11 protein-coding genes are annotated in these 13,770 nt (G+C 52.2%); 5 read left to right on the top strand and 6 right to left on the bottom strand.

Annotation, left to right across the window (positions count from 1 at the left end; translation table 11 throughout):
- The first annotated feature begins 160 nt into the window (after positions 1-160).
- Both P8N76_15870 and P8N76_15865 read left to right on the top strand, forming a co-directional pair.
- Complete coding sequence (locus P8N76_15870) at positions 161-1,633, top strand: SLC13 family permease (protein ID MDG2383146.1); 1,473 nt, start codon at positions 161-163, stop codon at positions 1,631-1,633.
- Between the two features lie 323 nt (positions 1,634-1,956).
- Complete coding sequence (locus P8N76_15865) at positions 1,957-4,194, top strand: DPP IV N-terminal domain-containing protein (GenBank protein ID MDG2383145.1); 2,238 nt, start codon at positions 1,957-1,959, stop codon at positions 4,192-4,194.
- A gap of 34 nt (positions 4,195-4,228) precedes the next feature.
- Here P8N76_15865 and P8N76_15860 read toward each other — a convergent pair whose 3' ends face one another.
- The 6 genes from P8N76_15860 to P8N76_15835 all read right to left on the bottom strand — a co-directional run bounded on the left by P8N76_15860 (position 4,229) and on the right by P8N76_15835 (position 9,976).
- Entirely contained in the window at positions 4,229-5,299 is a 1,071-nt protein-coding gene (locus P8N76_15860; GenBank protein MDG2383144.1) for a Gfo/Idh/MocA family oxidoreductase, read from the bottom strand.
- A 19-nt stretch (positions 5,300-5,318) separates the two neighbouring features.
- Positions 5,319-6,683 (bottom strand): enolase C-terminal domain-like protein, encoded by a 1,365-nt coding sequence (locus tag P8N76_15855; protein ID MDG2383143.1) that lies wholly within the window; start codon positions 6,681-6,683, stop codon positions 5,319-5,321.
- A gap of 52 nt (positions 6,684-6,735) precedes the next feature.
- Positions 6,736-8,052 (bottom strand): PQQ-binding-like beta-propeller repeat protein, encoded by a 1,317-nt coding sequence (locus tag P8N76_15850; protein ID MDG2383142.1) that lies wholly within the window; start codon positions 8,050-8,052, stop codon positions 6,736-6,738.
- Between the two features lie 271 nt (positions 8,053-8,323).
- On the bottom strand, positions 8,324-9,478 hold the full coding sequence (locus P8N76_15845; GenBank protein MDG2383141.1) for a glycosyltransferase family 2 protein: 1,155 nt from the start codon (positions 9,476-9,478) through the stop codon (positions 8,324-8,326).
- A gap of 21 nt (positions 9,479-9,499) precedes the next feature.
- Entirely contained in the window at positions 9,500-9,769 is a 270-nt protein-coding gene (locus P8N76_15840) for an OsmC family protein (protein MDG2383140.1), read from the bottom strand.
- Positions 9,770-9,976 carry a hypothetical protein gene (locus P8N76_15835; GenBank protein ID MDG2383139.1) on the bottom strand — a complete coding sequence of 69 codons (207 nt, stop codon included), beginning with the start codon at positions 9,974-9,976 and terminating at the stop codon, positions 9,770-9,772. It lies immediately after the preceding gene.
- A 589-nt stretch (positions 9,977-10,565) separates the two neighbouring features.
- On the opposite strand from P8N76_15835, the gene P8N76_15830 reads away from it, so the two are divergent.
- From P8N76_15830 to P8N76_15820, 3 genes are all read left to right on the top strand, one after another.
- Positions 10,566-11,672 carry a zinc-binding dehydrogenase gene (locus P8N76_15830; GenBank protein MDG2383138.1) on the top strand — a complete coding sequence of 369 codons (1,107 nt, stop codon included), beginning with the start codon at positions 10,566-10,568 and terminating at the stop codon, positions 11,670-11,672.
- Between the two features lie 32 nt (positions 11,673-11,704).
- Complete coding sequence (locus P8N76_15825) at positions 11,705-12,229, top strand: hypothetical protein (protein ID MDG2383137.1); 525 nt, start codon at positions 11,705-11,707, stop codon at positions 12,227-12,229.
- Positions 12,230-12,385: 156 nt separating this feature from the next.
- Positions 12,386-13,768 carry a glutamate decarboxylase gene (locus P8N76_15820; protein MDG2383136.1) on the top strand — a complete coding sequence of 461 codons (1,383 nt, stop codon included), beginning with the start codon at positions 12,386-12,388 and terminating at the stop codon, positions 13,766-13,768.
- Positions 13,769-13,770: the final 2 nt, after the last annotated feature.

The following is a 13,770-nucleotide window of genomic DNA, read 5'->3' as shown; positions in this document are numbered from 1 at the left end:
ACTGGCTCGACGTGGCTTTCCTGGCTACTCCGCCTTCGCAAAAATAGGGCCCGATCTGCATGCTGCTACGCTTTCTTTGCAATCAACCTGTCGGTAAAATCGTGAGCCTCTCGTGAGAGACAAATACAGGTCCATGATTATGCGTCCGTAAGGAGTCGAAATGCATCCACTGCTTGTAATGGCGATTGGTATCGCGTTGGTAATTGGCATGATCATGTGGCTGCGAGTTCACGCATTCATAGCTCTGATCACAGCCGCCATGGTGGTTAGCCTACTGGCGTTTGAGCCGGTCTACGAAGGGATGACGGACGAACAAATTGCGAAGATTTCAGCGGAAGAGTTGCCGGAGCCGTCCGGTTTTCGAGTTGCCGCGGATTCAATCTCACGAGTGGCTACTGCCTTTGGAGATGCCTGCGGTAGCATTGGGATCGTGATCGCGCTGGCAGCTGTGATCGGTACCCTGATGATGGACAGCGGTGCGGCAGATCGAGTGGTACGGGCCTTCATGCGTTTGTTGGGTGAAAAACGCGCGCCGTGGGCGCTCATGGGCAGCGGTTACGTACTGGCGGTTCCGGTCTTTTTCGACACGGTGTTCTACCTGCTGGTGCCGCTCGCGCGATCATTCTATCGGCGCACGGGAAATAATTATTTGAAATGTATTCTAGCAATTACCGCCGGTGGTGCGATTACACACACGCTTGTTCCTCCGACGCCGGGCCCCTTGACGATGGCGGCGACTCTCAATATCGACCTCGGCCAAATGATCTTGGTTGGGGCCATCGTCGCGTTGCCCGCAGCTATCGCCGGGATTGTGACGGCTGGTGTCATGGATCGCATGTATAATATTCCGATGCGAGACATTCCGGGACACGAGGAACCGGAGCCGCTTAGTGATGATGAATTGCCCGGTCTCTTTATGTCTCTGTTGCCGGTCGTCTTGCCTGTGTTCATGATCGCCTGCCACACTGCGACGAGTTCGATATCGAATCTCGAGACCGGCGTCCTGGCGACGCTGGCACCCACTGCAAAGTCACTGAATCATTACACCGCGGTCTTTGGAAATCCGAACTTTGCACTCTTGGTGTCGACCGCAATCGTGATCTGGGTCTACGTGCAACAACGGCGTCCGACGAAAGAAACGCTTGCCCGATTGGTTGAAGTGTCCTTGATGAGTGGTGGCGTGATCATCCTCATCACAGCCGGTGGGTCAGCATTCGGTGCTATGCTCAAAACGGCAAATGTCGGTACGGCTATCAGTGATATCGCCACGAATATGTTTGGGGGGGAGAGCATGTCCGGTGTTCTGATACTGTTTGTTGGATTTGGCATTGCGAGTGTGCTGAAATTTGCTCAAGGTTCAAGCACCGCGGCAATGATTATTACCTCTGCGATGCTGGCGGAGATCGTTACCGAGGTTGAGCTGCCCTTTGCCACCGTCTATTTGGCGACCGCAATTGGTGCGGGTTCCTTGGTCGGTTCCTGGATGAACGATAGTGGTTTTTGGATCTTCACCAAGATGGGTGGTCTGACCGAAGCCGAAGGTCTGAAGACCTGGACACCCATGCTCGTTGTGTTGGGGGTCGTCAGCATGATGGTCACGCTATTGTTGTCGCAGGTGATGCCGCTTAATTAAAACGGTGTGATCTGTTGATGGATATCCGCTATGATGCCCCGCTATGATGCCCCGCTATGGGGTAGCGAGGCGTGAAAGTCAGCTCAAGCATCGGAAGGGGTGCTGTTTCGAAAAACTGTCTGTTCTTGGCGAACAGAGAGGCGATCCGAGCAACCACAAGGTGGTTGCGCTCTAGTGGCCCGTTTTCGCTGCGATTTGACGGTCACTGTCTGACGGGGGAAAGCAATCAGGTAGCGGGAACCGTCTTTCGTATTTGGTTTGCCGGGAAGTGCTGTGTACCATAGCTCTGGGTGTGCATGTGATTTCCCGTGAACGAAACCGAGATGAGTGCAAGCTTGAGCCTTATGAAAATACGACCCCATTTTCTGTTGTTAATTGTTTTCTTTTCGATTCCTGTATTTGCTGAGGAAGATCCGGGCCTGCTGACGTTGGATCGTATCTACGGGGGCGATGAATTTTCCGCTCAGAACGTGTCCGTGCGTTGGCTTGATGAGGCGAGTTACACGGCGATCGAGGATACGGAAAAAGGGCAGGAGATCGCCTTGTACGACGCAGAGTCCGGTGAACGTACAGTTCTCGTGGGCGCGGAACAACTGGTCCCACCGGGTGGGGCGTCCGCACTTGTGGTCGAGGACTACGCGTTTTCAAAAGATCGATCACTGCTGTTGATCTACACCAATTCGCAACGTGTCTGGCGACAAAATACGCGGGGAGATTATTGGCTACTGGATCGGAGTGCGCGGCAATTGTGGCCCTTAGGAGGAGGCGGTCCAGCGGCGTCGATGATGTTTGCGAAGTTATCGCCGGACGGAACGAAAGTCGCCTTTGTGCGCAATAAGAAGATCTTTGTTGAGGACGTCCGCGATCATTCGATTGTCTGTTTGACTCCGACAATCTCAAGTACCCTCATTAACGGGACTTCGGACTGGGTTTACGAAGAGGAGCTGGGGTTGCGTGATGGTTACCGATGGGGCCCGGACAGTAAATCCATTGCCTATTGGCAACTCGATACAGATGGAGTTGAATTACTTCCGCTGATCAATAACACCGATTCGCTCTATCCAACGGTTAACTGGATACCGTATCCCAAAGTGGGGCAACGAAATTCCTCGGGGCGCGTGGGTGTTGTTACTTTGGACAATGCAGAAACGACTTGGATGTCAGTTCCCGGCGATCCGCGGAATCACTATATCGCTTGGATGGAATGGCAGAATGGCCAGCTCGTCTTGCAACAACTCAATCGACTTCAAAATACGAATCGAGTGATGCGAGCCAATCCGTTGACCGGCGACGTGCGAACGATCGCTGTCGACCAGGATGAAGCGTGGGTAGAGGTCAATGATAATTTGGAATGGCTCGATGACGGGCGATTTACTCTGTTAAGCGAGCGAACCGGCTGGCGGCAATTGCATTTGCATACAGAAACTGGAGAAACACGCCTGGTGACGCCAGGAGAGTTTGACGTGATCAAGATGGTCGGCATCAATCAGGAAGATGAATTGGCCTATTTTATCGCCTCGCCTCAGGATGCCACGCAGCGGTTTCTTTACAGTGCACGTTTAGACGGGAGCGAAATTACACGTATTACGCCTGAGAATCTACGAGGCAATCATCAATATCGTATCTCTCCCAACTCCAAATGGGCCTTCCATACGGTGTCGACCTTTGACAAACCTCCAGTGACTCATTTGGTGACGTTGCCCGAGCATCGTAAGGTGCGGGTGTTGGAAGACAATAAAGAGTTGAGTGGAGCCGTCAATCGGTTGCGTCGAACGGCAGGTGAATTTTTGCGAGTGCATGTGGGGGATGGCGTGGTGTTTGATGCCTGGTGCATTAAGCCGCCTGACTTTGACCCCGCAAAAAAGTATCCCCTGTTGTTGTACGTTTATGGGGAACCGGCTGGTACAACCGTCGTCGACCGATGGAATGGAAAGAGTTATTTATGGCATTTGATGTTGGCACAACGCGGCTATGTAGTGGTCAGTATTGATAACCGCGGAACTCGAGTGCCCCGAGGGCGAGCGTGGCGAAAAAGTATTTATAAGCGGGTCGGTGTGCTGCCGCCTCAGGATCAGGCGACTGCGCTTCAACAATTATTCCGGGATCACCCCTATCTGGATTCGCAACGTGTTGGGGTCTGGGGATGGAGTGGAGGAGGTTCAATGAGTCTGAACGCAATCTTTAAATACCCAGAGCTTTACCGAACGGCGATTGCGATCGCCGCTGTGCCTAATCAACGCTATTACGACACGATTTACCAAGAACGCTATATGGGGTTACCGGCGGATAACGTCGATGGTTTTCGTGAAGGATCACCGATTAATTTTGCGCATCAATTGGAGGGTAACCTGTTAGTGATTCATGGCACCGGGGACGACAACTGTCACTATCAGACCTTCGAAATGTTGGTGAACGAGCTGATTCGGCACGAAAAACAGTTCTCAATGATGTCGTATCCGAATCGAACTCACGCGATCCGCGAAGGTGAGAATACAACCCAGCATCTGCGCACGCTGATGACCCGATATTTACTTGAGCATTTGCCTGCCGGAGCAGAATAATGTCTGGCGGCAGGTGGGTCGATTCTTTCCTTCGTCAATCGTCCCAGTCGCGATAGCTGCTGGCGACAAGAATCGCGCGTTGGACGGCGATATCGTGCGCGTGGGAGAACGGAAATCTTGCTTCACCGGAGACTGTATTGGCCATTTCCTTCCAGGAGCCGTGGTAGCGACCTGGCGACGAAGGCAGTTTTACTTGCTGAGTGCCTTTTTTGAAGCTTCCTTGATCTTTCGCCAAAGTCAGTTCTAGACGTGGGGCTTCAAGGGGGCGAATGACAATTGTGCCCTGATCACCACAAACAATGAATTGTCGGCGACGATTGCCCTCGACCTCGATCAGAGCGCTTCGAATGGTAGCGGTGGCTTTGGGATATTCAAACACCGCCAGTGTGTTGTCGAGTAAGCCGTCGTCTCGTGTGGCGCGATTGAAAGCAGTTACTCGGTCGGGTGGCCCCATGAGATGGATCAGTGGATCGATCAGGTGGCAGCCGAGTTCAAACATCGATCCGCCAGGATACTCAGCTAATTCACGGCGCGTCGAGTTGTTGACGGTTTTACTCATGACGCCGTCGACCTCGAAGATCTCACCTAGCCATCCGTTGCGAACCGCCTGAAACAAAAATTGAAAAGCTGGGTTGTATCGATACATGTAACCCATTTGAATGGTTAATGACTTTTCTTTTGCTGTTGAGTGGAGTCGTTGCAGGGCGGAAAACGATTCTCCGGCTGGTTTGTCGAGATGAATGTGCTTGCCGTGGTCGAGGCAACGTTGGGCGGTCGGAAGTAAATCTTTTACTTCCGTTTCGACAGCGACGACCTGTAATCCGGGCGTGTCCAATAGTTCTTGTTCTGATAGCCAGGGTACACCGCGATACGCATTTTGATTTTCAACTTGTTTGCGACGGCTCTCATCCGATTCAACCACACCGACCACTTCGTACCGATCAGGCATTTGGCGACAGGTTCCGATCTGTCCACTTGCGTGAGCGTGCTTGGTGCCAATTTGCCCGACCTTAATACGGCGTTTCGTGGTCGTTTCGGCGTGGAGCGACTGCAGTGCGAAGGCAGCAGAAGCCGCGGTCGTTTGTAGAAACGTTCGACGCTTCATGTTTGTATCCTTTGATCGATTAAGGGCGAACCGCTGTGCCATCTCGGCGACGGACTGGTTCCCAATAACCTGGGTCTTGCGGCAGGGGATATTTCGCAGCCAATGTTTCGTTGATGTCGACGCCGAATCCAGGCGCTTCGTTCACATGCATGTAACCGTTTTTTACTTCCGGGCTGCCAGGGAAGACTTCTTTCATGGCATCCGTGAAGCTCGGAGCCTCTTGGATGCCGAAGTTGTGGACCGTCAAATCTAAGTGTCCGTTGCAAGCGTGCCCAACCGGTGACACATCACCGGGGCCATGCCAGGCAGTTCGCACTCCAAAACACTCGGCAAGTGTTGCAAGTTTACGCGCGGGTGTGAGGCCGCCAATCTGAGAAATGTGGACGCGAATGAAATCGATCAGGCGATCTGTAATCAAGCCAACCCATTCGTGTGGATTGTTGAACAATTCACCCATGGCGATCGGGCATGCGGTTTGCTGCCGTAGTTGAGGGAAATATCCGTTCTGTTCTGGCGCCAATGGGTCTTCGATGAAAAACGGTTTATAAGGCTCTAACTGTTTCAGTAAGCCAATGGCTTCAATCGGCTGAATTCGTTCATGCACGTCGTGCAACAATTCAATCTCGTTTCCAAATTGTTTTCGCATATGTTCGAATATTTTAGGCATTGCCTGAAGGTAGGCCGCGGAGTCCATGTGCGTATCTTGCGGCTGTCCGAATCCAGCCGTACGGAAGTCAGGATTTTTGGATAAGTGCGGAGACCCGTAAGCACCGAGTTGGATGCGAATGTGCCGAAAACCTTTCGCCGCCAACCGCCGTACGCTTTCCTCAAGTTCTTTCTCATTGTCGCCGCTTGCGTGAGCATAGCAGTCAACCGCGAAACGCGACTTGCCACCGAGTAATTGATAGATCGGCATTCCGGCGCGTTTGCCCTTGATGTCCCACAGGGCCATGTCCAGGCCGCTTAAGGCATTGTTTAAGACCGGGCCGTTACGCCAATAGGAGCTTGTGTAGGCGGTTTGCCATAAATCCTCAATGTTGTCGACCGCTCGGTTTTTAGCGAACGGATCGAGATATTTGTTGACGGCCTCAACCACGGCTAGCGGCCGTTGGTTGAAGGTGGCGCATCCGAGGCCGTAGAGGCCCGGTTCGGTGGTTTCAACCTTTACCACGACCAATCGAATCGATTGTGGAGCGGTAGCGATGGCCCGTACTTTGCGAATGCGTATTGGTGCGCTGCCGCGATTTATCTTGCCGTCGATTTGAGATGCGGCCTCCCGTTGACTCGCAAGGGCCGCAGAAACCCCAGCGGCTGCGGCGGCCAGACCTTGAAGCGTTTGTCGACGGGAGATACCGTTTGGGTTCAATGGGTCGATCAGAGTCATCGTCTATCTCCTTTGATAAAAGCAGCTGCGAGAGCCATCGGATCGGTGATGGTCAACGGTTTTCGATTCGATAAAGAGAACGGTCCGTCCGCAGAAAAAGAGCTTCGTCTACGGCTGCTGGTGACGCCATAATCCTGCCATCGAGTTGGGCACGGCCCAGCTCTTCAAAAGTTCTTCCCGGACGGATGACCACCGTTTCACCTTCCTTGCTAAAGAAAAAGATTTTCCCGTCCGCGTATAGCGGCGAAGCCCAATGGCTTCCACCAATCCGGTGTTGCCAAACTTGATTGCCATCGGCAGAGTCAACACAGGTTACGATGCCACCGTCATCGCTGATGAAGTAAAGCAAGTCATCGATCAATAGAGGTGACGGAACCTCGCTTACCTGTTTGTTGAAGGTCCAGGCAATTTGAGGAGACATTGGGTTTGAATGATCAATGGCCAGTAACTTGGATTTCATGAAGCCGGTGCAAATGTAAGATTTTTGACCGTGGAATAAAGGTCTTGCTGAATTGGAAAAACCTAATTCTCCGTATTTTACTTTCCAAAGCTCGCTGCCTGTAGCTGGATCATAACCGTAAACCCAATCTGCCGCTGGCGAAATCAGCACCGGTTGCTCGTCGATGCTGACCACCAGCGGCGTGGCATAGGATTTCTGGAGTTGTGGGTTGGAGTTGAGATCGCCTGATCTTTTCGTTTTCCAGGCCAACTCTCCGTTGCTTTGACGTAAAGCAGCAATGTATTGAACATCGCTCCCGTCACAATGAAACATGATGAGATCATCGAATAAAACAGGAGTGCTACCGGGACCATTCTCGTGGTTCAGACGCAGTTCGCGATTGGTCCAGATGGTGTGCCCGGTTGACGTATCGATGCAAGCAGTCCCATGGGTTCCGAAGTGGCAAAAAAGTCGCCCATCATGGAGCAAGGGGGTTGGAGTTGCGTAACTGTTTTGCGTGTGGATCGCGTCCGGTTGGTCCTCGCCGATCAAAATCACGTTGTGCAACATGCGACCCGTTTCCTGGTCCAAACAAACGGCTCGGAGATCCACATGGTCAGCAATTGTGACAGGCTGCGAGTTGGCAATCGTCTTCAGACGGAGTTTTCGTTCTTCAGGATTCGACTCGTCGATTTCCGCGGTGGTAAGCCAGATCTGACCGTTCCCGATCACAGGCGACGACCAGCCCCTGCCAGGAATGTCGGTTTTCCAGGTGATGTGTTCTGTTTCGCTCCATGACTGAGGGAGATTCGTTGCCTGGGAATGCCCTTGTCCATCCGGGCCTCGCCATTGGGGCCAGTCGGCTGCAAATGTCAGTTGGGAAATTAAAAGCAGCAGAACAGAAGCGAACAACTGCAGGCGGGGTGTCATGGCAGGTCCTTGGTTGGGCAGGCGGATGTCGGATTCAGGTGTCGGACTGGCAAATCGTCCGGCGGTCGTGCTTCGGGCGTGATGTTGACATCGTATTTCTTAGGGACGGCGAACGCAAATCGTGAAGGAAAAAAATGGAATGGTCGTTTGAGGGGGTTCGAATGTTTCCGGGTGGAACCGTATCAGCCGAACCCCGTTTCCTGATTCGAATATAGCTTGTCGACCGACTCGGTCTCGATTACCGGCCAGCCTCCCTACCTGCCTCTGCGTGCTAGTGGGTATCGGAAGCATTTCGTTTCAACACACGCCCCCGCCAAGCAACCGCATCGTCAAACCACCAGTAGTAGAGCGCTGCTGTATAACAACAGAAAATGGGGAGGGCTGCAGTGGGAAAGAAAATCGCCCTGGACCATCGGACTTGGCAGACCGTGGTTGATAGCCAGGTAATCCAGAGTTGAGTGGCGTAAGTGACGATGCCTAACAGAGCAAGTTTCAGCTCTTGATTCCATACTCCCAGGAACAGACATGCGAAGGGGATCGAATAGAACACGATTGGCAAAAACATGGTGGGCAAAGCTAACCATTTTGGGTTAACAATGGCCAGAACGTTTTTCGTGAGTCCCCAAAATGCTCCACGGTTACTTTTGAATAATCGAACCTGAAGTAACGCTGGGGCGAGGGCGAATCGGACGGCATGCCCCGATCGTTTTGTGCTGCGGGCAAATTCAACGTCATCTAGCATTTCATTTCGAACAGATTCGAACCCTCCAATCGCGTCGAAGGTAGCCCGTCGAATCATGATGAATGCACCGGCAGCGACTGCGCGGGACGACTTGGGATCGTTTACGCTTGGCGGCATTAACTGTACCGTCCCCGCGACCATGCATTGAGGAAGCAGGCTGTTCTCCCAAAAAGAGTGGAAAACCCAAAGTGGGCAAAGGCTCAGCAAATCGATACGGTTCTGCTGCAGGTGATGCCACGCAGTGATAAAACAGCGAGGATGGTGTTTTACGTCGGCATCGCAGAAGACAAAAATGGGGCTTGTGCTGCCTTGAACCCCTTGTTGCATTGCGTTGGTTTTTCCAAACCACCCATCGGTGAGCGGGGGGTTATGAACCACGCGCACGCGCGAATCACCACGTGCCAGTTGGTCAGCAATCTTGCCCGTAGCATCTACCGAGTGATCATTCACAATGACGACATTCAAAAGAATGTCTTGCTGGGCCAGGATGGATTCGACCGCAGCCTTGAGATCCTGTTCTTCGTTGCGAGCGGGAACGATCACGGTTAGCTCGGGTGAATCGGCGCGGTTGTCATCGACTCCTAGCCTGGGAAGTGTGCGCACCGTGACGATAAAGCACACACCCACGCTAAGCGTCACGAGAGTAATGACAATGGAGATGGCACCAACGATAAAAGATAACATGCGGTTAGCAAGCTCCGCCGATTAGGGGATCTCCGTGATCACGACAGTCCAGGAGACATCGATGCAATTTTTGACGGACTGATAGGCAGGACATTTGTCTGCGTGTGTCTCCATGGCTCGTGCGGTTTGCTCGCGTTTTCCGGCAGGGATCGATAACTGGTATGCAATGCGAATTGCACGAATTTGAAGCACGTCGTCAATCTCGCTGATGTCGCCTTCGACGGTCGCTGATGCATTTTCTTCCGAAGGTATCTGTCGCACGTCCAGTGCGGCGCTGAGGGTGCCGAGCAGTCAGCCAGCGACTGCGGCGATGAGGTGATCTAAGGTGGCAGGATATTCTGGGCCGGTGAGCTCGCGACCATATTTATCCTGATAAAACTGTTTGATCCCACCGTGGATGCCAAAGTTAATCGGATCAGAAAAACCCTTCAAATGGGCTGTGCGGTGAGGGCCCGCATGTTTTTGAAGCTGCATCCGACTTGTGTGGACAACAGACATCGGCATCTCTCCCAAATAGAACACTCGGATTCTCAACGGTTACCGATAGGTTCGACACGTGGACGTGGAATCCTCAATCGGGACGCTGGTAACTATCCTTTCATAGCCTTGACCGATCTTGGTTTCAAGTCGTTCCCCGCAGGTCGGTTGATGTGAGGGCTGTGATGGCAACTCGCTTCCATGGTAGTTGGACTGCCGATTCCTGCTGAAATGAGTTCGGTGCGAATGTTTGAAGCGACCAAATTCCTGCAGCAATGGGAGCTGGGTGATCGATCGGCCCAATGATGGAAACATCACGCAAAATGATAGGATCCAACGGATGAGAAAGCGGGCCCCTGTTTTTTTCAATGGCATTGGGTCCGAGCCTCGATTTTTGGGGCTTCTTTTGTTATCTCGAATCCGTTCTCGCTCGTGATCAGCAAGGGCAGAAACCGACGGAAGGGCGAATTCTCAAGAGGCAAGCAGCGATCAAACCCGTATCGGTCCAAAATCTCGGTCAAAGATAGGGCTGCCCGTAGGCGGGCTGTGAGGAGAAGCATTCCGGCACGGATTGGCGGGTTGGCAGTCCATGCATTAGGATCTTCTGGCAATGAGTCTGCGAATCCAGGCGGAAGTGATCGCATTGTATTTGCGGTGTACAGAGTTACCGAGAATGGCAAGTTTCAGCCCATTGAGTTGGAGTGTTGACATGAGAGCCGCCGTCCTGAGCGATTTAAAACAACCGCTGCAGATTGAACAACTTGATGATTTAAAGCCAAAGAGCGGTGAGGTGGTCGTTGAATTGCAGGCCGCTGCACTCAATCGTCGTGACTACTGGGTCACGCAGGGGATGTATCCAGGAATTCGAACTCCGGTGACGTTGGGTTCGGACGGAGCGGGCGTGGTTGCCAGTTTGGGAGACGCGGGTAGTCAGTTTGAAGTGGGACAGCCCGTGATCATCAATCCCGGATGGGAGTGGGGCGAAAAACAGGAGGCCCACAGCGAGAAGTTTCATATCTTGGGGATGCCTGAAAATGGGACGTTTGCCACCCAGGTGGTAGTCCCCGCATGCTACTTGCATCGGAAGCCGAACTATTTGAACTGGCACGAGGCCGCGGCGTTGCCGCTGGCGGGTGTCACTGCTTATCGAGCGCTCTTTTCGCAGGGAAGGATTGCTTCGGGTGATCGAGTGCTGATCACCGGTATCGGGGGTGGAGTGGCAACTTTTGCCCTGCAATATGCCGTGGCTGCGGGCGCTGAAGTGGTCGTGACTTCCTCGTCGGTCGCAAAAATTGAACGGGCCGTTCGCTACGGTGCCAAAATGGGCGTTGATTACCGGCTTACGGATTGGCCGGATCAGATTCGGGCTGAAATCGGTGAGGTGGACTTAATCATTGACAGCGCAGGGGGAGACGGATATCAGCAGTTGGTGGATTTAGCGGCCCCCGGTGCTCGAATTGTCAATTATGGTGCGACGACCGGACCGCCGAAGAAATTGGATATTTTCAAAGTCTTTTGGAAACATCTCCATCTGATTGGTAGTTCAATGGGTTCGCCAGATGACTTTCGGCGCATGCTCGAGTTTTCGTCGGAAAACAGTATTAAACCGATCGTCGATGGAGTGTTTCCGTTGATGGCCGTCAACGAGGCGCTTGATCGAATGAAAGACAACCGGCAATTCGGCAAGATTGTTTTAGAGATTGGCGATGGCAGTTAGGCAGTCGTGCTGCGGCAACGAATTGCGGCTGGATGTTAGTTTTTCCAAAATCAAAACCCGGCATCTTGATTGACGAAATGTCAGAAATTGTTGCCTACCACGAAGCGGGTCACGCCTTTCTGGCTACTTATGTGGGTGCGCAGGTCCATTCCGTGACGATTGCCCCCGATTGGGATGATGGACCTGAGCGATTCGGTGATACCCAGATTGGTTGGCATCGCGATCGCTTTTCATCCAGCGAAATACGTCAAAATTCAATTCGTGTGGCCTTGGCCGGTCCAGTGGCTGAAATGTTATATCGTGGTGAACCCCTCCATCCGGGATTTGTGCCGGAATGGTCCAATGATTGGGTAGTCGCCTGGGAGGCTGCCGCGGCCATTTTGGGCGATGAACAGCGACGACTAACCCATTTGGAGGGAGTTGTGGTCGAACTTTATCGATTTCTTGATCAAACCTTGCATTGGGCCGCGTTAGCAGCCATTGCGGATAATCTGCTGGCTCACGATACTTTGGAATCGGAGCAAGTACGGGAAATCCTTTCCAGCTGGTTGGATTAGCTGGGAAACGCCAAGATTTCGATGAATTCCTGAATTTGAGAACTCGCGAGCGAATAATCGATCCCCATGTCAAACAAGTGCGCTTGAGTTGTTCGACGAGAAAAGGTTTGCGAGTTGGAACGCTTTGCAGCAAATTTCACGAAGGTCAATCAAAAGATGTCAGCTAATAAAAGTCGTATCGAAAATGTTCCTGAATACTCGATCCCCGCCTATGGCGCCCGATTAATGTCGGAATCGATTCCGAAAGATTCCATCGCGGACGACTGTTTGCCACCTCGGGTCGTTTATGATTTGATTCGTGATGAACTCATTCTCGATGGTAATTCGAGATTGAATCTAGCCACGTTCGTGACCACGTTTATGGAAGCGGAAGCCAAAACGTTGATGTCCGAAGCGTTCGATAAGAACATGATCGATAAGGATGAATATCCCCAAACGGCGGAGATCGAAAGACGCTGTGTTCGGATGATATCCGAGTTATGGCATAACCCCAATTTGGACACTGTTACCGGCTGCTCGACAATTGGCTCGAGCGAAGCGGCGATGCTAGGTGGTATGGCGCTGAAATGGAGATGGCGGAAACGACAAGAAGCCGCCGGTAAACCGACTGATCGCCCGAACATGGTCATGGGCATCAATGTGCAAGTCTGTTGGGAAAAGTTTTGTCGATACTGGGAGATTGAACCGCGTTTCGTGCCAATGGAAGGTAATCGATTCTGTCTGTCTGCTGAAGAAGCAGTAAAGCTAATCGACGAAAATACCATCGGCGTGGTTGGAATCATGGGTAGTACTTTTGATGGTCGTTATGAGGACATCAAATCGATCAACGATGCACTCGAAACCCTGCAGGCTGAAAAAGGGCTCGACGTGCCATTGCACGTGGATGGGGCAAGTGGAGGGTTTGTGGCGCCGTTTCTACAACCCGATATCGAGTGGGACTTTCGACTGCCCCGAGTTAAATCGATTAATGCTTCAGGCCACAAATACGGTTTGGTCTATCCTGGCGTCGGTTGGGTCGTTTGGCGGGACCGAGAGGACCTACCGGAGGAGTTGGTCTTTCACTGTAATTATCTCGGAGGGGATCTCCCGAATTTCGCCTTGAATTTTTCCAGGCCCGGCAATCAGGTGATTGCCCAGTATTACAACTTCTTGCGACTCGGACGCGAAGGTTATCGACGTATCCATCAGACCAGTCAAGATGTTGCTTTGTACCTTTCAGGCGAAATTGCCAAACTGGGCCCGTTCGACTTGATCTCCGATGGAAGTGATATTCCTGTATTTGCTTTTACGACGAATGACAAAGCAAGTTTCAGTTCCTTCGATATGTCCGATAAGTTACGCGAACGTGGCTGGCTTGTGCCCGCATACACCTTTCCGAAAAATCGAGAAGACGTCGCCGCACTGCGCTGTGTTTGCAAAGAGGGTTTCACCCGTGATATGGCTGAGTCACTCATTACGGATCTGAAAGCGGATATCAAATACTTTGACCAACAGCCCAATCATGTCTCGAAAACAGCCGGGTCGGCTTTCCATCATTAACT

It is taken from the genome of Pirellulaceae bacterium (assembly GCA_029243025.1).
In the GTDB taxonomy this organism is placed as follows: domain Bacteria; phylum Planctomycetota; class Planctomycetia; order Pirellulales; family Pirellulaceae.
Note: the sequence above shows the minus strand (reverse complement) of the source record. Positions and strands in the feature narration are given on the sequence as shown.

Coding starts and splice junctions, on each gene's coding strand:
- P8N76_15870 (MDG2383146.1), top strand. CDS start 161: ATGCATCCACTGCTTGTAATGGCGATTGGTATCGCGTTGGTAATTGGC.
- P8N76_15865 (MDG2383145.1), top strand. CDS start 1,957: ATGAGTGCAAGCTTGAGCCTTATGAAAATACGACCCCATTTTCTGTTG.
- P8N76_15860 (MDG2383144.1), bottom strand. CDS start 5,299: ATGAAGCGTCGAACGTTTCTACAAACGACCGCGGCTTCTGCTGCCTTC.
- P8N76_15855 (MDG2383143.1), bottom strand. CDS start 6,683: ATGACTCTGATCGACCCATTGAACCCAAACGGTATCTCCCGTCGACAA.
- P8N76_15850 (MDG2383142.1), bottom strand. CDS start 8,052: ATGACACCCCGCCTGCAGTTGTTCGCTTCTGTTCTGCTGCTTTTAATT.
- P8N76_15845 (MDG2383141.1), bottom strand. CDS start 9,478: ATGTTATCTTTTATCGTTGGTGCCATCTCCATTGTCATTACTCTCGTG.
- P8N76_15835 (MDG2383139.1), bottom strand. CDS start 9,976: ATGTCTGTTGTCCACACAAGTCGGATGCAGCTTCAAAAACATGCGGGC.
- P8N76_15830 (MDG2383138.1), top strand. CDS start 10,566: ATGAGTCTGCGAATCCAGGCGGAAGTGATCGCATTGTATTTGCGGTGT.
- P8N76_15825 (MDG2383137.1), top strand. CDS start 11,705: ATGTTAGTTTTTCCAAAATCAAAACCCGGCATCTTGATTGACGAAATG.
- P8N76_15820 (MDG2383136.1), top strand. CDS start 12,386: ATGTCAGCTAATAAAAGTCGTATCGAAAATGTTCCTGAATACTCGATC.